Below are 18,528 nucleotides of genomic sequence, written 5' to 3'. Positions count from 1 at the left end.
ATGCTTACAAAAACCATCATTAACTGGATAGGTAAAACCTTTGATAGGAACTATTTTTCTTTTCTCGTTTACTTCCAGTCTTTCTCATGGAGCAAAACTATATGCTTAAATAATCACTTTTTTAGTCACAGTTAAGGGAGGCTTATGACACAGTCATAGGCCTCCCACACAACAGTTAGTTATATAGAGGGAATTGATCAGTTAGAGCTTGCACTCTTTCTTTTGCTTCAGCAATTACTGTAGCATCCTCATGATTCTTTAATAGCTTAGCAATAATAGAAGCAATTTCTTTCATTTCTTCTTCTTTGAAGCCACGTGAAGTTACCGCTGGTGTTCCTACACGAACTCCTGAAGTAATGAATGGGCTAGAAGTATCGAAAGGAATTGTATTTTTGTTAGCAGTAATTCCTACTTCATCTAGTACATGCTCTGCTACTTTACCAGTTAAGCCTAGTGCAGAAACATCTAATAGCATAACGTGGTTATCCGTACCGCCAGAAACAATACGAACTCCTTCTGCTGTTAAGCTGTCAGCTAGTACCTTAGCATTTGCAACTACTTGCTGTTGATATTCTTTAAACTCAGGTTGAAGTGCTTCACCGAAGGCAACCGCTTTTGCAGCAATTACGTGCATTAATGGACCGCCTTGAATACCTGGGAAAATAGTTTTATCAATTTTCTTAGCGAATTCCTCAGTAGTTAAAATCAATCCACCACGTGGTCCACGTAACGTTTTGTGCGTTGTAGAAGTCACAAAATGAGCGTGTGGTACTGGGTTTGGATGAAGACCTGCAGCTACTAAACCTGCTATATGAGCCATATCTACGAATAAGTATGCTCCAATTTCATCCGCAATTTCACGGAATTTAGCGAAGTCAATTGTACGTGAATATGCACTTGCACCAGCAACAATCATTTTAGGCTTGTGTTCTAGAGCGATAGAGCGAATTTCCTCGTAATCTATCATTTCAGTTTCTTTGTTTACACCATACTCAATGAAATTATATTGAATTCCACTAAAGTTTACAGGAGAACCATGCGTTAAATGCCCACCGTGTGACAAGTTCATCCCTAAAATAGTGTCACCAGGCTGTAAAGCTGTCATATAAACGGCCATATTAGCCTGAGAACCAGAATGTGGTTGCACGTTTGCATGCTCTGCTCCAAAAATTTCTTTTAAGCGATCGCGAGCAATATTCTCTACTACGTCTACATGCTCACAGCCACCGTAATAGCGTTTGCCAGGATAGCCCTCTGCATATTTATTTGTCAGAACAGAACCCTGTGCTTCCATTACAGCTTCTGAAACAAAGTTTTCTGATGCAATAAGTTCGATGTTTGATTGTTGACGTTTTTTCTCTGATAACATTGCCTCAAATACTGCTGGATCTTGTGATTGAATCTTTTTCACTTCTAGTTCCTCCTCTAAATTCATCCGTAAAATGCTCGTACCCCGCCAATAAGTTTCGGTCGAGTAGTAGCGATCGTTATAATCGCTTCCCCTACCATTTTGGTGGATACACGTATCGGTACAGCAACTGGTTGCAGCTGCATGCCGATCATGGTTTGACCAATATCAAGTCCTGCTTTAGCCTGCACATGTTCCACCACTACAGGCTCCTGAAATTGGGTATATGCGTAGGCAGACATAGAGCCTCCTGCACGAACAACTGGAATAACTGAAACCTCCGGCAGTCTATATAGCTGCTGTGTGGCTCTTTCCATCGTTAATGCACGATTGATATGTTCACAGCCTTGAAAGGCCAGAAGTATTTTATTGCGCTCGGCAAATGCTCGAATCGGTTCAAATAAAACCTCTGCTACCTCTAACCCACCGGCAGTTCCTATCTTTTTCCCGATTACTTCAGAGGTAGAGCATCCTACAACGAACAAATCATTTTCATGAAACGTTATTTGCTGCTCCACTTCCAGGAGAAGCTGTTCCATTTGCTGTTGCCACAAATTTTTTGCTTCCATCTGAAATCCCTCTATTCCATGTTATTTTTCTAAAGCTGAAATTTTTTCAATACGGCGTTCGTGACGACCGCCTTCAAATTCTTGAGCTAACCAAGTTGCCACGATTTCTCGTGCAAGGCCTGGACCAATTACTCGCTCTCCCATTGCAAGAACGTTAGAGTCATTATGACAACGTGTTGCTTTAGCAGAAAAAACATCATGCACTAAAGCACAACGAATTCCTTTAATCTTGTTGGCAGCGATGGACATTCCAATACCTGTCCCACAAATTAAAATTCCACGATCAAACTCTCCACTTGCTACACCTTCTGTTACTGGTGCTGCATAGTCAGGGTAATCGACAGAATCATTTGTCTGTGGACCAAAGTCCTTATAGGAAAGTCCGAGTTCTTCAAGCTGTTGAATAATTTCTTTACGAAGGTTATTGCCTCCGTGATCAGAAGAAATTGCAATTTTCATCTTGTTCCCTCTTTTCTGTTTAGTACTCAAATTCATCATACCACCTTTTTGAGCAAAAAAATACAACTCAAATCGTTTGAGCTGTATCCGTTTTTGACATATTCATTTTATAACATTATCGGGCAGTACGGTCAAACTGAGAGATCACCTGGAACAAATCTTCTGACTGACGTTTCAAGTCTTCTGTTAAAATATCAACCTGTTCAATAGAGCGAGCTTGTTCATCCGTAGCACTTCTTACTTCCTCTGCTCCTGCTGAAGTTTCCTCTGCAATCGCTGCCACATCCTGAGATTGTCGAGCAGTGCTTTCTATATTAGAAAGCTGTTTTTCTACAAGAGAAGAAATCTCTACTACTGATTCAGCCATTTCATGAACTTTTGTCGACATGCCTTCTACTGCTGCATTCGTTTCAGATACACGTTTGGCTTCCCCAACAGCAAAGCTTACCTGGTTCGTCATCTGTTGAACTACTGTTTGAACATCACTTTGTATCGCTAGAATAAGAGTAGAAATACCTTGTACCGCCTTCGCACTTTCATCTGCAAGTTTACGTACTTCCTCTGCTACTACTGCGAAACCTTTACCATGCTCTCCTGCACGTGCAGCTTCTATAGAAGCATTCAGTGCCAGCAGATTAGTTTGTGCTGCTATGTCTCCAACTAACTGAATAATACTTTCAACCTTGCTGGCATTCTCTTCTAACTGATGAACATTCCCTAAAGCAGATTCACTGCCAGAGGCAATTTTTTGTATGCCACTCACTAAAGATTGTATGACCTTAGTAGTTTCTGATAGCTCGGTAATCATTTCTTTTGACTGTACAGAAGATTTTTCAGCACGCTTATTTACCTCCGAAGCAAGTACTCTAACATCCTCTACTGACTCAGCTGTTTCTTGCACAGCCATAGCGGATTGCTCTGCTCCTTCGGAAATTTGAGCTATAGTAGAGGCGATTGCCTCTGCCTGATCAGATGCAACGGAAGCTTCTTCTGCAAGCTTTTGTACACTGTTGTTTGTTTTATCAAAGTTTTCTTCTATTCCTTGGACCATTTCACGAAGATTTTCTAACATCGTTTGGAAGGCAATAGCTACGGATTGAATCTCATCTTTAGAGTTTGGAACTTCTACATCCACGCCAATTTTACCTTCTGAAGCAAGTGTTGCAACCTTCTCCAAGTTAAACAGAGGCTTGATGATTAATCCACTGAAAAAGTAAGCAAGAAGGCCTGACCAGAATATACCTAAAGCATATGTAAGAATTTCAAATGGAAGGGCTCCTATATTTATATCCATCGTTTGTAAATAAGGTTGTACATAATTGATAAATAATGCACTTGTTGAATACGTAATAATTGCAAGAACCGTTACAAAAAGCACAATCTTCTTTTGAAATCCAAAGGCGTGCTTCTTTCTTTTCTCTTTCATCCATTTTTCCCCCTATAGCTTCTTGACTAATCCCTCTGTTAGCATACTAAGTTCTTCGTAAGTCCGTTCGTATATACCCAGGTTTCCTCCAAAAGGATCCATTACATCCTGTATATCGTCCGGAGTTACAAATTCTTTATACATATAAATCTTAGAAATTGCTTCGGGAAAAGCAAAAATAAGGGCCTGTTTGTGAGCAGCAGTCATCGTTAAAATTAAATCTGCCCACTCAACTATAGACGGCTGTAGGGAGGAGGATTTATGGGTAAAAGGAATGTTGTTGTCCATTAGAACTTTTTGACTATTTAGAGACATATTTTCTCCATCCATTGCATAAATACCTGCTGACTTCACATTTACATTATCTAACTTCTTTGCTTTTAAAATTGCCTCTGCCATCGGACTTCTACAAGTATTTCCTGTACAGACAAATAAAATATTCATACTAGATCATTCCTTTATGTTAGTGTGTATAGGCTGTTTATTTTGTTATATATTTTGAAGAGTAAGCAAACCCATGACTAATAAAACTCCACCGGCCAGTTTCATAATCATACCTCTGTTCATCACAGTGTTTTTATATATAATTTTCTGTGCAACAATTACTCCAACAAAAGCGAAGATGCCTGCACTTAGAATAAAAATGAACTTTTCTACTTGGAGCATACCAAAGGAAATACTTACGGAGAAGGTATCTAGACTCGCTACTATAGCCAAGATATACGGTGGCATCATCGGTATTTCTTTTGGAGATTTTGATAATACCATTTGAAGACCTACCAAGGTTAGCAGAACTCCTGATAAATAAGGGCTTGCCTGCTGTAAATAGGTTTGTACCAAAACACCTGCATAATAACCTATCAAGGGGAAGAGCATATGTAAGGATGCAACCCAAGCAGCTAGAGTCAAAACCTGTTTTCTATATGATACAAGAGAAAATAAGATAAGTACATCTACCGACATTAAGAATCCTGCTAATATTTCTGTCCACAAAAAAATCTCTCCCGTCTATTTGCATAATTAAATGTATGCAAATGGACCGGAGAGAATACAAAATATAGACAACCTTTTTTAACTTGTTTTACTTTTCGAAAAACCATTTACCATCTGCAGCTTTTTCTAAACGATTCATAATTGCTGCTCCAACGCCATCCTTTTCGAAAACAGGGGCAAGCACGATATCTGCATCTGTATCATCGCAGCTTCTAAGTGCCTCATATAACAAATGAGCAGCTTCTTTTACTTGTTCATTGTTACCAAGTGAAAAATAATAGTTGGCATCTACTACTTTCAATTGATCCGTTGCAATGAGGGCAACCTTTTTATCTTCCTTATGTATACTAGCGATAGCTTCTTGTATCGATTGTACAGATGCCTCTATTAAATAGACAGGTGCATTCGGGGCATAGTGAGCATATTTCATGCCAGGTGCTCTTGGAGCTTCTGATTTATCTACAAGCTTTGTTTCATTGACCTTGCCAATAACTTGTTCAAGCATTTCCTTTGTTACTCCACCTGGTCGTAGAATAGTTGGAATCTCGCTAGTACAGTCAAGCACCGTCGATTCAAGTCCCATCCCAGTTGCTCCGCCATCTATTATAGCAGGGATTCTACCATTTAAATCCTTGTGCACGTGTCTTGCTTTAGTTGGGCTAGGTTTTCCACTTCGGTTTGCGCTCGGAGCAGCAACCGGAAGTTTTAGTTCACGTAAAAGTTTTAAAGCTACAGGATGATTAGGCATTCTTACCCCGACAGTATCCAAGCCTGCGCTAACATTGGAAGCCAAAACAGTTTCCTTCAGCGGAAGTATTAACGTTAATGGTCCAGGCCAAAATGCATCCATACATAGCTGAGCCTTTTCCGGGATGTGAGAGATAAAATCACTAATTTCATCCTTAGATCCAATATGCACAATAAGAGGATTATCCTGGGGTCTGCCTTTTGCTTCAAAAATTTTCGCTACCGCTTTTTCATTCGTTGCGATGGCCCCTAAGCCGTAAACAGTTTCCGTTGGGAAAGCTACCACTTCACCCGAATGTAATAATTGGACGGCCTCTGTATAACTTATTTCTTCTGTGGATAAGTTACCCACAGATAAAATTTTTGTATTCATACGTAACTTCTCCTTTTTTAGAACCTTATCCACAAAATGTTAATAACTTTCAGACAATTGTGGAAAACTATGTGGAAAATTTCTTTTTTAACCATTCCCAAACAAAGAATTTAGGCTTTTCTTCTTTTACTTCTTCTTTATAGCATGCTTTAGGAAATAGACCGCACCACCAATTATCTCCTCTTCCACTACCGATAGAAACTACAATCGCCTCCACCTGCGTCTGAGCTGCAATTCCACTTTCCCATTCCTTTGGCGGAAAGATCGTTTGACCTTGTGTGATTGTCATCTTCTCCTGCAAGCTACTGGATAGACTCACAACTGTTTTCTCTAGTTCTATTATTGTAGCGTCCGGATCCTTTTCATAATTTACTAAGATTGGCGCTATTTTTTCCTGTACTTCCATTTTCACCTGCTGATCATAAGCGGTGTTGCTGTTAGCAACTAATCGAAAGCGCATCGCCTCCGTTTGTTCCGCATTATGAATAAAAACAAATAAAATCGTTTGAATAACCAATAGCATCCATACAAAGAGAATAACTGCATCTATTTTTTGTCCTACTTTACCTGCTCTTTTTATCTCGTAATCTGGTAACATGTAACATTCCTCCCTTAGGAACATTGTTACCAATAGATTCATATCTTATTCAGCATTTGTACAAAAAACAAAACGATTTTTTCCATTAATGTCTTGAATAACCTCTACATTCCCTTTAGGAAAGGCTTTTTGAAGCATTCCAGCAACAGCTGGCCCCTGCTCATAGCCAATCTCAAAACCTATTAAACTAGTTGAATTCATCAAGGAAGGAAGCTGCTCTGATAATTTACGATAAAGTAAAAGACCATCCTCATCTGCAAATAAAGCCAAATGTGGTTCATAATCGATCACGGTATCTGATAAGCTTGGCGCCTCTGAATGTGCAATATAAGGTGGATTCGATAAAACAATATCCCACTTTTCATGTGATATAGGCTCTGCCAAATCTCCCTGCTTAAAGTCGATAAGTGCGGACAGTCTCTCCGCATTTTTTGTAGCCACCTGTAATGCTTTCTCGGATATATCTGTAGCCGTCACCTTGGCGTTTGGTACTTCCTTTTGAATAGTAATAGCAATGGCCCCACTTCCTGTGCCAATATCGGCAACATATAATGGGTTTTTATCCTTAAATAGGAGCGGCACACGCTTTCTTACCTCTTCTATTAATTCCTCCGTTTCAGGTCGCGGAATTAAAACAGACTCGTTCACTAAAAATTCTCGATCATAAAAGGTTTCCTGACCAATAATATATTGATATGGTCTACCGGTTGCATGCTCCTCCACATAGCTCCAGAAAGTATTAAAAGAATCTGTTGAAATCTCTTCATACATGGCCATCATAAGCTCAGAGTAATTTTTCCCTAGGACAAATTGTAAAATATAACGAGCTACTTCTTTTTCACGGTTATTTTCCTCTAAAAAAGAAGAAGCCCGGTTCAGGGCCTCATAAATGGTCTTAGACATTTGTATCATTCATTCTTTCTAGCTTTTCAGCTTGATCCTCTAAAATCAGTGCATCCACCACTTCATTTAGCTTACCTTCTAAAATTTGGTCTAGCTTTTGAATTGTTAAACCAATACGATGGTCAGTCACGCGATTTTGTGGATAATTGTATGTGCGAATTCGTTCCGAACGGTCACCAGTACCAACCGCTGATTTACGGACAGCATCATACTCTGCTTGCGCTTCTTGACGGAACTTATCCGCTACACGTGCACGAAGAATTTTCATTGCTTTTTCTCTGTTTTTAATCTGAGATTTTTCATCCTGCATGGAAACAGTGATCCCTGTAGGTAAATGGGTCATACGAACAGCTGACATAGTCGTGTTAACCGATTGTCCACCAGCACCTGATGATGCAAAAGTATCTACACGAACTTCTTTTTCGTGAATCTCTACGTCTACCTCTTCCGCCTCTGGAAGAACTGCTACTGTTGCAGTAGATGTATGAATACGGCCGCCTGACTCAGTTTCTGGAACACGTTGCACGCGGTGTGCACCATTTTCGTATTTCATCTTCGAATAGGCATTATTCCCATTAATCATGAAGATAATTTCTTTATATCCGCCTAAACCAGTTGGATTCGATTCCATAACCTCGATTTTCCAGCCTTGTGTTTCCGCAAATCTGCTGTACATACGGAAAAGATTTCCTGCAAATAAGGCTGCCTCATCTCCACCCGCAGCTCCACGAATCTCCATAATAACGTTTTTGTCATCATTCGGATCTTTCGGGATCAACAAAATACGTAAACGCTCTTCTAGCTCAGCAATCTGACCTTCTAGCTCGTTCACTTCTTCCTTTACCATTTCACGCATATCTGCATCTAGCTTCTCATCAAGCATTTGCTTTGCATCCTGGTATTGGCTTTTAACATCCTTATATTCTCTATACGCATCCACTGTCGCCTGTAGATTCGATTGTTCCTTTGAATACTCTCTTAGCTTGTTCGTATCATTCACTACATCTGGATCACTAAGCAATTCATTTAAATTATTATAACGGTCTTCTACCGATTGTAATCGATCAAACATCGTGCTCACCTCGTTCATTTATATGTCTAATAGTACTATTATAAAGAAAAAGCGGAGTCCTTGCTACTTTTTCTATTTTAAACGGCCTTTATGCTAATGAAAGAATATATACCTATTCTATTCAGTAAAGGGCTCGCGAAGATACAATTTCGCTCGCCATCCGCTACTTTACGGATTGATAGCTCAACTGCACAGGTGGGAACCGTTTGTTCAAAGTTTCGCTTCGTCTCCGAACGGTTTTCGGCTTTCTGCAAGGTTCTTGCCCATTTCCGCAAGGTTAGTCCCTGTCTCTGCAAGGTTCCACGCCATCTCCGCAAGGTTCCGCTTCGTCTCCGCAAGGTTTTTGGCTTTCTGCAAAGTTCTCGCTCATTTCCGCAACGTTATTCCCTGTCTCTGCAAGGTTCATCGCCATCTCTGCAAGGTTCGGCTTCGTCTCCGCAATGTTCCGCGCCATCTCTGCAAGGTTCTCTATATTGTATTAGAAATACCTACTCGTTCACTGAGTAAGCGGTGGATTGGAGTGGCATTTGCGGCAAACTGGATAATAGGAGTCATTTCCACCGATTTGAATTTGTTCTCCTGTATATACTGGTTGACCGCTCTCATCCACTCGTAAGTTCATGATTGCTTTACGATGGCAGAACCAGCATATCGTTTTCATTTCTTCGATTTTATCAGCATAGATCAGCATATATTTACTGCCCTCGAACATTTCGTTTTGGAAGTCATTCTTTAAGCCAAAGCCCATGACAGGGATATTTAGTTCATCTACAATTTGTGTAAGCTGAAGAACATGCTCTTTTTTTAAGAATTGCACCTCATCGATTAACACACAATATGGTTTCGGATCTATTTCTTTTACTACTTCATATAGGTTCGTTTCATCATAAATTGCAGTGGCCTTTCTCTTCAAACCAATTCGGCTAGAGACGTGTCCCACCTCATCACGAGTATCAATACCAGGTGTGAAAATAACGACTGGTTTGTTTTGTTCTTCATAATTATGTGCTACCTTTAGAATTTCAATTGATTTTCCACTGTTCATCGCACCATGCTTAAAAAATAGTTGAGCCATGATATATCTCCTTACTTATCGACTATGTATTTTGCTTCTATCTATTTATATCATACGGGTGTATTCCCCGAAACTATTTTAATGGAATTGTCATAAGAAAAGCGCAACCGCCTGTCTCTGCCCCGACAGGCAAATGGAGAAAAGCGAGGAGGCAGTTCCCCAGCCACCGGAGCTTTTATCCATTTGACCCGAGGGGCAAGGCGGTGGAGCTAGACATCAAGAAAAGCGCAACCGCCTATCTCTGCCCCGACAGGCAAATGGAGAAAAGCGAGGAGGCAGCTCCTCAGCCACCGGAGCTTTTATCCATTTGACCCCGAGGGGCATGGCTGCTTGCGCTAGACACTATCCACAGATTGAGAATTTTATAATTTCCTAAACTATAAACAAAAATACCTGCAAAGCACTAAGTGCTCTGCAGGTATTTTGTTATTAGTCTTGAGTTTCTTCTTTAATTCCGTATTTTTTGTTGAAGCGATCAACACGGCCATCCGCAGCTGCGAATTTTTGACGTCCAGTATAGAATGGGTGACATTCGTTACAGAACTCGACTTTAATGTCTGATTTTACAGAACCAGTTGTGAATGTGTTACCACATGAACATGATACTGTTGCTTCTTTGTAATCGGGATGAATTCCTGCTTTCATCTCTATCTCTCCTCTCGCCCTGAACCATCTGGAACAGAGTTGGTTATGAAACTGATACCTTACACGATCCGATTGATGTCAATCGCATATGTAGCAGAAATGTATAAACTTACGTTTCATATAATAACATGTCTTCACGTTCTAGACAAGTCATTAGTTTTTGTTTAATGACTTGTCTTAGAAGTTATTTTGGGAACGTGGAGTGTCTGTACAAAGTGTTTTCGTCTATACACGCTAAGAACTAAGCCTATTAAGAAAGCATTGAGGACGGTTGGCATAAATCCATAGCTAAAAAACGGTAGTGATATCGATACAATTGGAACTAACCCAAGTGTCATTCCAATGGCATAGATGAATTGTGTTGAGAAAATTGTAATACATCCTGTAATGATTAATCTTCCGAAGGAGTCCTTCACGGAAGAAGTAATGTGTAAAAAGCGCATAATCACTAAGCTTAGTATTATAAATATTCCAATCGCCACAGCTAAACCATAGGATTGAATGAGATGTCCAAACACTAAATCTGTATGTGCTTCAGGTAGTTTATAAGTCGTTCCTGCCCCAAACCATTTAGCTCCTTGTAGTAAATCTGTAAGCAATACATTCATATATCCTACACCTTCAGCGTAACCTGCTGGATTCAAGAAGCCCAATAGACGGTCTATCTGGTATTTTGCGATGCTTCCATTTTGATAGCTGAACCATGCAAATATAATGTAGCTAATGATTAAAGCTGCCACAGCTCCAGTAACTATACTTTTTTGCTTTCTTGAAAACTTACTTTTCATGAATAACACTGCAACAAGAGCTCCGTATATTAATAAAATTGACAAGTCCGCATTAAAGCTAAATAAAATAAATGAAATCCCTACTAGTACAGTCGCTTTCCATAAGGCAAAGTTCTGTTTGGAAAACAATGCTGCCCAGGCAATACAGTAAAGTGGGATCGCCATCCAAACCTTTAAACTAATAAATCCAACTTGGATCATTACTTTTCCGTTTATTTGTGCATTGTAAAAACTATATAAAAATATTATAAATAAGGAGGCAATGCCGAAAAAAACATAACCCAATTGTGCAAACTTTCGATAATCCAAAAACATTAATCCAAGAGCAACGCCAAAGCCTAAGATAATATGAATTACATGATTAGATAAAAACGCAGGAATCATATGACCATATCTGTACTCATAATGCGGTTGATTCAAAGCAATAATCGGCAAAAAGCTCAGTAATAATATACCGATGAGTAAGGAGAGAAGCAGCCAATCTATTTTGGGCTTGTGGATGTCATTTAATGATTTACCAAGCTCGGTAGGACTGCCCATTTCTGAAACAGCTTTAACCTCTGCTTCCTTTTCCGTATATCCTTTTGTCATCCAAGACATCTTCGAGTGTTCCATATGATTAGCTAGCTCAGCTTCTACATAACTTTTTGCCTCTTTGGAGCGAATATGTGCAATTACTGACTGTAAATACTCTTTAATGCTCATCTGTAATCACCTCGTGAAATAACTGCCTTAGTGAGAAACGAGTTGCTGTAGAAGAATGCTTTTTCTGTAATAGCTTATGTCCTTTTTTCGATAATCTATAATACTTTTCTCCTTCAGTCCAAAAGGATTCTAGCTCACCGTTTTGTTCCGCCAGATGAAGTGAGGTATATACAGCTCCTTCATTACATCTAATAGATTTTTCTCCTCTTACATGCAGAAGCTCTACTAACTCACTACCCGTCTTAGATTCTACTAAAAGAGGTAAAATCTCTTCTGTTAAAGCAGCTGGAGAGAGTTGTTTAATTTGGTCATTTACTTTTTGATGTACTTCTGAAAATTGCAGATGCTCAAATGTAGTACTTTTCATAGCTTTTTTTAAGCCCTTCAATCGTTCTTCCACTCAGACCCCTCCAATATATTCTTTAATAGAAGTTTTCCTTTGCGCAGCCTCGTCTTAATGGTGTTTTCATTAAGCAGCAAAACGGCTGCTGCTTCCCTCATGGTCAGTTCTTCAAAATAAGCTAAGTAAATTACTTCACGATATTTAATAGGTAAGCTCATGACTGCCGCTGCAAGCGATGCATCCTCATCTTGCTGGACAATGATTTGTTCTACACTTGAAGACAATGTAGCTCTATTTAGAAACGCATCTTCTGTTATCCTAACATTTTGGTTATACCAGCTTTTTAAATAGTCCTTGGCATGATTGATGGCAATGCGCCATAACCATGTTTTAATAGATGATCGGCCTCTATAGCTCGGTAACCCTTTGTAGCACTTCACAAAAATCTCTTGTGTTAAATCCTCAGCAATCGTTTCGTTATGTACGTAAGCATAGACTAGCTGCAATATATCCTGACCATGTGTACTCATCAGTTCATCGATGAGCTGCTCATAATTCTCGGATTTAGTATCCCCCATTAGCATTCGCTCCACCGTTGTCCCCCCTTTTGCACATTAGACGAGTGTGCAGTTAGAAAAGTTTTCATTTATGAAATCATTATTTAAAAACATCAAAAAAGGAGACTCAGGACTGTTGTCTTGAGTCTCCATTTAAAGTTATTAGTTCAATTATAGTGACACTTTACCACTACGATGTGCTTTCATTTCCTCGCTCAATTGCTCGAAGAAACCTTCGTTCGTTTTCGTTAAACGTAGTTTTTTCAAGAAACGCTCTCCAAAATCGGAAGAATCAGAGAAAGTTTTGCGAATAGCCCATAGTTTATCCAATTGGTCTTTAGGAATTAACAATTCTTCTTTTCTTGTTCCTGAACGACGGATGTCAATGGCCGGGAAGATACGACGCTCTGCTAGACTACGGTCTAGGTGAAGCTCTAGGTTTCCTGTACCTTTAAATTCTTCGTAAATAACTTCATCCATTCGTGAACCAGTATCTACTAAAGCAGTGGCTAAAATAGTTAAGCTTCCACCCTCTTCGATATTACGCGCAGCACCGAAGAAGCGTTTTGGACGATGGAATGCAGCAGGGTCAATACCACCTGACAAAGTACGCCCACTTGGCGGTATTACAAGATTGTAAGCACGTGCTAAACGAGTGATAGAATCCATTAGGATAATAACATCACGCTTATGCTCTACAAGGCGCATAGCTCTTTCCAAGACAAGCTCTGCTACCTTAACGTGATTTTCTGGTACCTCATCAAATGTGGAGCTTACTACATCAGCTTTTACAGAACGCTCGATGTCTGTTACTTCCTCCGGGCGCTCATCTATTAATAATACAATTAGCTCTGCATTTGGATGGTTCGTTGTAATAGCATTAGCAATTTCTTTTATTAATAATGTTTTACCAGCCTTCGGTGGAGCAACAATTAAACCACGCTGACCATAACCTACTGGAGCTACTAAATCCATAATTCTAGTAGATAGCTTCTCTGGAACAGTTTCCAATTTAATATGGCGATCTGGATACAAAGGTGTTAGTCCTGGGAAATGAACTCGCTCTTTAGCAATTTCAGGATCTTCTCCATTTACTAGCTCTACATGCAGAAGACCGTAATAACGTTCGCTTTCCTTTGGTGGTCGTACTTTCCCTGTTACTTTGTCTCCATTACGCAAATCAAATCTTCTAATTTGTGACGCGGAAATATAAATATCTTCGGAGCTAGGAGAATAGTTAATCGGTCGTAGGAAGCCAAAGCCCTCCTGCTGAATGATCTCTAAAACACCTTCCATAAAGAAAAAGCCTTCTTGCTCTGCACGAGATTTTAAGATTGCAAAAATAAGTTCTTTTTTTGATAATTTACTATAAGCAGCTATTTTATACTTGCGCGCAAGAGTATAGAGCTCTTTTAAGGTCATATTCTCTAGCTCATTGATCGTTGTTTGTGTCATTAGCACGCACCACTCTTTACTATATTTTGTTGTTTACTTATTGAAACTGGATAAAAGGAAAGAAGTTTTATTAGAGGATACCCGATAGAGAACTATCGGGTATACAAAGAAGTTTAGTTTTATAGTACTAAATTCGGTTTTTTGTTTAAGCTGTGACGGCCTTCTACGAAACGAATAGTTCCGGATTTGGCGCGCATTACGATAGAATGCGTGGAACCAAAAGCGCCTTTGAATTGTACTCCACGAAGAAGCTCTCCATCTGTAACTCCAGTTGCAGCAAAGATTGCATCATCGCCTTTAACAAGATCCTCCATACGTAAAATCTTGTTAACATCTAGTCCCATTTTTTTACATCTTTCAAGTTCTGCCTCATCCTGAGGAACAAGCTTCCCTTGAATTTCTCCACCTAAGCATTTTAATCCAACTGCTGAGATAACTCCTTCTGGAGCTCCTCCCATGCCGAATAAAATATCAACACCAGTATTATCAAAAGCAGTGTTAATCGCCCCAGCTACATCGCCATCGGTAATTAGCTTGATGCGAGCGCCTGCTGCTCTAATTTCTTCAATAATTTTTTCATGGCGCTGACGACCTAGGATAGTCGCAACAACGTCTTCAATATCTTTGTTTTTTGCACGAGCAACAGCACGTAAATTATCAAGTACAGACGCATTTATGTCCACTTGGCCAACGGATTCAGGTCCTACTGCCAGTTTTTCCATATACATATCTGGTGCATGAAGTAAATTTCCGCGATCTGCAATTGCTAGAACTGCTAAAGCATTCCAGCCACCAGAAGCTACAATATTAGTACCTTCTAAAGGGTCTACTGCTACATCTACTTGAGGACCTCCTGTGCCATGGCCAAGCTTTTCTCCGATATATAGCATCGGTGCCTCGTCCATTTCACCTTCCCCAATTACTACAACACCCTCCATAGGGATAGTGTCAAATACTGTACGCATTGCAGTAGTTGCTGCATCATCTGCTTCATTTTTTAATCCTCGTCCCATCCAGCGAGCAGATGCAATAGCGGCTGCTTCAGTCACTCGGACTAATTCCATTGATAAACTACGTTCCATTTCGTTTGTGCCTCCCGTATTACGGATTGTATATAAATACATACGAATTTGTTTCTTCCGATATCATTGTAGCATATTTGTCAAATAAGAAAAGCGCAATCGCCTGTCTTTGCCCCGACAGGCAAATGGAGAAAAGCAAGAAGGCAGCTCCTCAGCCACCGCTGCTTTTATCCATTTGACCCCGAGGGGCAAGGCGATGGAGCTAGACAAATAGAAAAGCGCAATCGCCTGTCTCTCGATCGACAGAAATCACCTAAGTTATGTCTAGTTTCTAAAAAAATGGAGAAAATACCCTCCATTTTTCTAGCTATTATTTTGTTCGATTTCCAGTACTTCCACTCTTCTAATATCTGCCCCTATACCTTGTAGCTTCTCGATTAATGAGCTATATCCTCGGTCTATATGGTAGATATCTTGAATTTCGGTTTCACCGTCTGCTATTAAGCCTGCCAGTACAAGAGCAGCCCCTGCGCGAAGATCACTCGCTCGAACGGTTGCAGCCTCTAGCTTAACAGGTCCAGTTAGCACAGCAGTTCTACCATCTACTCTTCCATTTGCATTCATGCGGCGTAACTCATCAATATGTTTAAACCGCGCTGAGTAAATAGAATCAGTAATGACCGAAGTTCCGGTAGCTTGTGTCAATAAAACAGAAAAAGGTTGCTGAAGATCCGTGGCAAACCCAGGATAAACAAGTGTCTTAACGTCAACAGCTTGTAAATTTGTCGTTTTAGGAATAAATACCTTCTCTTCAAACTCTTCTACAGCTACTCCCATTTCTCGAAGCTTTGCAGTTAAAGCTTCCACGTGAAATGGAATGACATTATCAATGGTTACTCCATCACCGGCAAGTGCAGCCATAATCATAAAAGTGCCAGCCTCTATACGGTCCGGAATAATCGTGTGCTTTGTACCGTGCAGCTCTTCTACCCCATCAATACGAATCACGTTTGTTCCTGCACCTTTAATATTAGCTCCCATATTTGAAAGTAACGTTGCCACATCAATGATTTCTGGCTCTTTTGCAGCGTTTTCGATAATAGTTCTACCTTTTGCTAGGACGGCAGCAAGCATGATGTTAATTGTGGCGCCCACACTTACAACATCTAGATATATTTTTGATCCAACTAGCTCGTCTGCTCTCAAATAGATTGCTCCGTGCTCATTGCTCACTTCTGCACCTAACGCTTCAAACCCTTTAATATGCTGGTCAATTGGTCGAGGGCCTAAATGACAGCCGCCCGGCAGCCCAATAGCTGCTTTTTTGAATTTCCCTAGCATAACACCCATTAAGTAATAAGATGCTCGTAACTTTTTAATATTACCATTAGGCATAGGCATATCTACAACATTTGTCGGATCTATCACCATAGTCCCCTCAGAGAAGGTTACTTTTGCTCCAACCTCTTCTAAAATTTCCTTTAGGGTGAAAACATCCAATATTTCAGGTAAGCCTTCTATTGTAACGGGAGAATTAGCCATCAACGAAGCGGGAATAAGAGCTACTGCACTATTTTTTGCCCCACTTACTTTAATCGTGCCACGGAGGGTGTTTCCTCCTTTTATTTTATAAACTTCCATACCGTTCTCCTTCGTGTTGGTTACTCGCTTTTTCTATTGTTCCAATCCGCTAGGAAACCTTCAATTCCTTTATCAGTTAAAGGGTGATTGAATAATTGTTTTAAAACTTTAAATGGAGTAGTAGAGATATGTGCACCATTTAATGCTGCATCTGTAATATGCTGTGGATGTCTGATTGAAGCAGCGATGATTTCTGTGTCAATGTTATGGATAGAGAATATAGTTGAGATTTTAGCAATCAATTCCATACCGTCATGGCCAATATCATCTAAACGTCCTAAGAAAGGAGAAACATATGTAGCACCAGCACGCGCTGCCATTAATGCTTGGTTTGCACTGAAGATTAAAGTTACGTTAGTTTTAATACCTTCTGCACGGAAAACCGAACATGCTTTTAAGCCTTCTGGTGTCATTGGAAGCTTAACTGTGATGTTTGGTGCAATTGCAGCTAGCTCTCTACCTTCTTTAATCATACCTTCTGCATCTAAAGCTATAACCTCTGCACTTACTGAACCATCTACTAAAGCTGTGATTTCACGTAAACGATCGTGAAAAGAAATATTTTCTTTTGCTACTAAAGATGGATTTGTAGTAACACCTGAGATTACTCCCCATGAGTGTGCTTCTTTTATTTCGTCAAAGTTTGCTGTATCGATAAAAAATTTCATATTAATAATATCCTCCTCTTGATGGAAAAACAGGAGAAGTCCCTCTTGTCACTCTACTTAAGAGCCAAAGAGCACTTCTCCTTTATAGCTATTTATATTACTTATGCTTTATTAGAACTTCCGAATTCACGCATTTTTCCAATCACAGTTGCTTTTATTGCATCACGTGCTGGGATTAAATACTTACGTGGATCGTATTGTTCTTCGTTAGCTGCTAGGTATTCACGAATTGCTTTTGTTGCAGCAATTTGGTTTTCTGTATTTACATTAATTTTAGCTGTACCTAATGAAATAGCTCTTGTAATGTCTTTTGTTGGAATACCAGTTCCGCCATGTAGTACTAACGGTAAATCAGCTAACTTAGAAATTTCTTCCATTTCTTCAAAACCTAAGTTTGGTTCACCTTTATACGGACCATGAACGGATCCAAGAGCAGGTGCAAGACAGTCAATTGCAGTGCGTTTTACAAGCTCTGCACATTCTGCTGGGTCGGCATAAATAACGCCATCTGCTATTACATCGTCTTCTTGACCGCCAACAGTCCCTAGCTCTGCTTCTACGGAAACACTGTGAGCATGAGCATACTCTACCACTTTTGAAGTAATTTCTACATTTTCTTCGAAAGGATGGTGTGATGCGTCAATCATGACAGAAGTAAATCCAGCATCAATTGCAGCCTTACATTTATCAAAGCTTGAACCATGATCTAAATGAATTGCTACCGGAACTGTAATATTATAGTCCGCCATTAATCCTTTAACCATATGTACAACTGTTGTAAATCCGCCCATGTATTTTGCAGCGCCTTCAGAAACACCTAGAATAACTGGTGACTTTTCTTCTTCAGCTGCTTGTAAAATAGCCTGCGTGAATTCCAAGTTATTAATGTTGAATTGTCCAACTGCATAGCCTTCTTTTTTACCTTTTTCAAGCATTTCTTTCATAGAAACTAAAGCCATTTAAAAGGACCTCCTATATTTTAATTGGTACATCGCAAATAATTAATCAAATGCTTAAGCAGGACATACATCTAAACATTCCACATAATAAAATACCCTATATTTTGTCCAAATAAACTGTT

General features: G+C 39.7%; 21 protein-coding genes. All 21 read right to left on the bottom strand.

The window, feature by feature from the left end; all coding sequences use genetic code 11:
* Positions 1-175: 175 nt before the first annotated feature.
* The 21 genes from glyA to HF876_RS07510 all read right to left on the bottom strand — a co-directional run bounded on the left by glyA (position 176) and on the right by HF876_RS07510 (position 18,406).
* Positions 176-1,435 (bottom strand): serine hydroxymethyltransferase, encoded by a 1,260-nt coding sequence (glyA, locus tag HF876_RS07610; protein ID WP_205964045.1) that lies wholly within the window; start codon positions 1,433-1,435, stop codon positions 176-178.
* Positions 1,432-1,977, bottom strand: coding sequence for a TIGR01440 family protein (locus HF876_RS07605; protein WP_169359466.1), 546 nt, complete (start codon positions 1,975-1,977; stop codon positions 1,432-1,434). Before HF876_RS07605 ends, glyA begins: the two co-directional genes overlap by 4 nt.
* Before the next feature lie 21 nt (positions 1,978-1,998).
* A complete protein-coding gene (gene rpiB / locus HF876_RS07600) occupies positions 1,999-2,436 on the bottom strand; it encodes a ribose 5-phosphate isomerase B (protein ID WP_169359465.1) in 438 nt (145 codons plus the stop codon).
* Between the two features lie 115 nt (positions 2,437-2,551).
* On the bottom strand, positions 2,552-3,862 hold the full coding sequence (locus HF876_RS07595; RefSeq protein WP_169359464.1) for a methyl-accepting chemotaxis protein: 1,311 nt from the start codon (positions 3,860-3,862) through the stop codon (positions 2,552-2,554).
* A gap of 12 nt (positions 3,863-3,874) precedes the next feature.
* Positions 3,875-4,306, bottom strand: coding sequence for a low molecular weight protein arginine phosphatase (locus tag HF876_RS07590; protein WP_169359463.1), 432 nt, complete (start codon positions 4,304-4,306; stop codon positions 3,875-3,877).
* A gap of 45 nt (positions 4,307-4,351) precedes the next feature.
* Positions 4,352-4,855 carry a manganese efflux pump gene (locus tag HF876_RS07585; protein ID WP_169359462.1) on the bottom strand — a complete coding sequence of 168 codons (504 nt, stop codon included), beginning with the start codon at positions 4,853-4,855 and terminating at the stop codon, positions 4,352-4,354.
* Positions 4,856-4,943: 88 nt separating this feature from the next.
* Positions 4,944-5,975 (bottom strand): L-threonylcarbamoyladenylate synthase, encoded by a 1,032-nt coding sequence (locus tag HF876_RS07580; protein ID WP_169359461.1) that lies wholly within the window; start codon positions 5,973-5,975, stop codon positions 4,944-4,946.
* 67 nt (positions 5,976-6,042) lie between these two features.
* Complete coding sequence (locus tag HF876_RS07575) at positions 6,043-6,573, bottom strand: stage II sporulation protein R (RefSeq protein ID WP_169359460.1); 531 nt, start codon at positions 6,571-6,573, stop codon at positions 6,043-6,045.
* Positions 6,574-6,618: 45 nt separating this feature from the next.
* The gene (gene prmC, locus HF876_RS07570) at positions 6,619-7,476 is read right to left on the bottom strand and encodes a peptide chain release factor N(5)-glutamine methyltransferase (protein WP_346764045.1); all 858 of its coding nucleotides are present in this window, start codon (positions 7,474-7,476) and stop codon (positions 6,619-6,621) included.
* The gene (prfA, locus tag HF876_RS07565; RefSeq protein ID WP_169359458.1) at positions 7,469-8,548 is read right to left on the bottom strand and encodes a peptide chain release factor 1; all 1,080 of its coding nucleotides are present in this window, start codon (positions 8,546-8,548) and stop codon (positions 7,469-7,471) included. The genes prmC and prfA overlap by 8 nt, the downstream gene beginning before the upstream one ends.
* 277 nt (positions 8,549-8,825) lie before the next feature.
* Complete coding sequence (locus tag HF876_RS07560) at positions 8,826-9,002, bottom strand: hypothetical protein (protein ID WP_169359457.1); 177 nt, start codon at positions 9,000-9,002, stop codon at positions 8,826-8,828.
* Positions 9,003-9,044: 42 nt separating this feature from the next.
* Positions 9,045-9,623: a thymidine kinase gene (locus tag HF876_RS07555; protein ID WP_169359456.1), complete on the bottom strand. Its 579-nt coding sequence runs from the start codon at positions 9,621-9,623 to the stop codon at positions 9,045-9,047.
* Between the two features lie 429 nt (positions 9,624-10,052).
* The gene (gene rpmE, locus HF876_RS07550) at positions 10,053-10,268 is read right to left on the bottom strand and encodes a 50S ribosomal protein L31 (protein WP_169359455.1); all 216 of its coding nucleotides are present in this window, start codon (positions 10,266-10,268) and stop codon (positions 10,053-10,055) included.
* Positions 10,269-10,432: 164 nt separating this feature from the next.
* A complete protein-coding gene (locus tag HF876_RS07545) occupies positions 10,433-11,761 on the bottom strand; it encodes an FtsW/RodA/SpoVE family cell cycle protein (protein WP_169359454.1) in 1,329 nt (442 codons plus the stop codon).
* Positions 11,751-12,161 carry a helix-turn-helix transcriptional regulator gene (locus HF876_RS07540; RefSeq protein WP_169359453.1) on the bottom strand — a complete coding sequence of 137 codons (411 nt, stop codon included), beginning with the start codon at positions 12,159-12,161 and terminating at the stop codon, positions 11,751-11,753. The genes HF876_RS07545 and HF876_RS07540 overlap by 11 nt, the downstream gene beginning before the upstream one ends.
* On the bottom strand, positions 12,146-12,688 hold the full coding sequence (locus HF876_RS07535) for a sigma-70 family RNA polymerase sigma factor (RefSeq protein ID WP_205964047.1): 543 nt from the start codon (positions 12,686-12,688) through the stop codon (positions 12,146-12,148). Before HF876_RS07535 ends, HF876_RS07540 begins: the two co-directional genes overlap by 16 nt.
* 144 nt (positions 12,689-12,832) lie before the next feature.
* Entirely contained in the window at positions 12,833-14,116 is a 1,284-nt protein-coding gene (gene rho / locus HF876_RS07530; RefSeq protein WP_169359451.1) for a transcription termination factor Rho, read from the bottom strand.
* Positions 14,117-14,235: 119 nt separating this feature from the next.
* Positions 14,236-15,198, bottom strand: a complete 963-nt coding sequence (gene glpX, locus HF876_RS07525) for a class II fructose-bisphosphatase (protein ID WP_169359450.1) — start codon at positions 15,196-15,198, stop codon at positions 14,236-14,238.
* A gap of 303 nt (positions 15,199-15,501) precedes the next feature.
* Positions 15,502-16,779, bottom strand: coding sequence for a UDP-N-acetylglucosamine 1-carboxyvinyltransferase (locus HF876_RS07520; protein WP_169359449.1), 1,278 nt, complete (start codon positions 16,777-16,779; stop codon positions 15,502-15,504).
* A 20-nt stretch (positions 16,780-16,799) separates the two neighbouring features.
* Entirely contained in the window at positions 16,800-17,447 is a 648-nt protein-coding gene (gene fsa / locus HF876_RS07515; protein ID WP_169359448.1) for a fructose-6-phosphate aldolase, read from the bottom strand.
* A gap of 101 nt (positions 17,448-17,548) precedes the next feature.
* Positions 17,549-18,406 carry a class II fructose-bisphosphate aldolase gene (locus tag HF876_RS07510; protein ID WP_169359447.1) on the bottom strand — a complete coding sequence of 286 codons (858 nt, stop codon included), beginning with the start codon at positions 18,404-18,406 and terminating at the stop codon, positions 17,549-17,551.
* Positions 18,407-18,528: the final 122 nt, after the last annotated feature.

It is taken from the genome of Psychrobacillus sp. BL-248-WT-3, from assembly GCF_012843435.1.
GTDB lineage: Bacteria > Bacillota > Bacilli > Bacillales_A > Planococcaceae > Psychrobacillus.
The sequence above is the reverse complement of the archived record's forward strand: the minus strand, read 5'-3'. Positions and strand labels throughout refer to the sequence as shown.

What these genes read in the sequence shown, in the direction of transcription:
- HF876_RS07590 (WP_169359463.1), bottom strand. Translation starts at nt 4,306, where the DNA reads ATGAATATTTTATTTGTCTGTACAGGAAATACTTGTAGAAGTCCGATG.
- rpmE (WP_169359455.1), bottom strand. Translation starts at nt 10,268, where the DNA reads ATGAAAGCAGGAATTCATCCCGATTACAAAGAAGCAACAGTATCATGT.
- HF876_RS07560 (WP_169359457.1), bottom strand. Translation starts at nt 9,002, where the DNA reads ATGGCGCGGAACATTGCGGAGACGAAGCCGAACCTTGCAGAGATGGCG.
- rpiB (WP_169359465.1), bottom strand. Translation starts at nt 2,436, where the DNA reads ATGAAAATTGCAATTTCTTCTGATCACGGAGGCAATAACCTTCGTAAA.
- HF876_RS07545 (WP_169359454.1), bottom strand. Translation starts at nt 11,761, where the DNA reads ATGAGCATTAAAGAGTATTTACAGTCAGTAATTGCACATATTCGCTCC.
- glyA (WP_205964045.1), bottom strand. Translation starts at nt 1,435, where the DNA reads ATGAATTTAGAGGAGGAACTAGAAGTGAAAAAGATTCAATCACAAGAT.
- fsa (WP_169359448.1), bottom strand. Translation starts at nt 17,447, where the DNA reads ATGAAATTTTTTATCGATACAGCAAACTTTGACGAAATAAAAGAAGCA.
- prmC (WP_346764045.1), bottom strand. Translation starts at nt 7,476, where the DNA reads ATGTCTAAGACCATTTATGAGGCCCTGAACCGGGCTTCTTCTTTTTTA.
- rho (WP_169359451.1), bottom strand. Translation starts at nt 14,116, where the DNA reads ATGACACAAACAACGATCAATGAGCTAGAGAATATGACCTTAAAAGAG.
- HF876_RS07555 (WP_169359456.1), bottom strand. Translation starts at nt 9,623, where the DNA reads ATGGCTCAACTATTTTTTAAGCATGGTGCGATGAACAGTGGAAAATCA.
- HF876_RS07580 (WP_169359461.1), bottom strand. Translation starts at nt 5,975, where the DNA reads ATGAATACAAAAATTTTATCTGTGGGTAACTTATCCACAGAAGAAATA.
- HF876_RS07595 (WP_169359464.1), bottom strand. Translation starts at nt 3,862, where the DNA reads ATGAAAGAGAAAAGAAAGAAGCACGCCTTTGGATTTCAAAAGAAGATT.
- HF876_RS07605 (WP_169359466.1), bottom strand. Translation starts at nt 1,977, where the DNA reads ATGGAAGCAAAAAATTTGTGGCAACAGCAAATGGAACAGCTTCTCCTG.
- HF876_RS07575 (WP_169359460.1), bottom strand. Translation starts at nt 6,573, where the DNA reads ATGTTACCAGATTACGAGATAAAAAGAGCAGGTAAAGTAGGACAAAAA.
- HF876_RS07535 (WP_205964047.1), bottom strand. Translation starts at nt 12,688, where the DNA reads ATGCTAATGGGGGATACTAAATCCGAGAATTATGAGCAGCTCATCGAT.
- prfA (WP_169359458.1), bottom strand. Translation starts at nt 8,548, where the DNA reads ATGTTTGATCGATTACAATCGGTAGAAGACCGTTATAATAATTTAAAT.
- glpX (WP_169359450.1), bottom strand. Translation starts at nt 15,198, where the DNA reads ATGGAACGTAGTTTATCAATGGAATTAGTCCGAGTGACTGAAGCAGCC.
- HF876_RS07520 (WP_169359449.1), bottom strand. Translation starts at nt 16,779, where the DNA reads ATGGAAGTTTATAAAATAAAAGGAGGAAACACCCTCCGTGGCACGATT.
- HF876_RS07510 (WP_169359447.1), bottom strand. Translation starts at nt 18,406, where the DNA reads ATGGCTTTAGTTTCTATGAAAGAAATGCTTGAAAAAGGTAAAAAAGAA.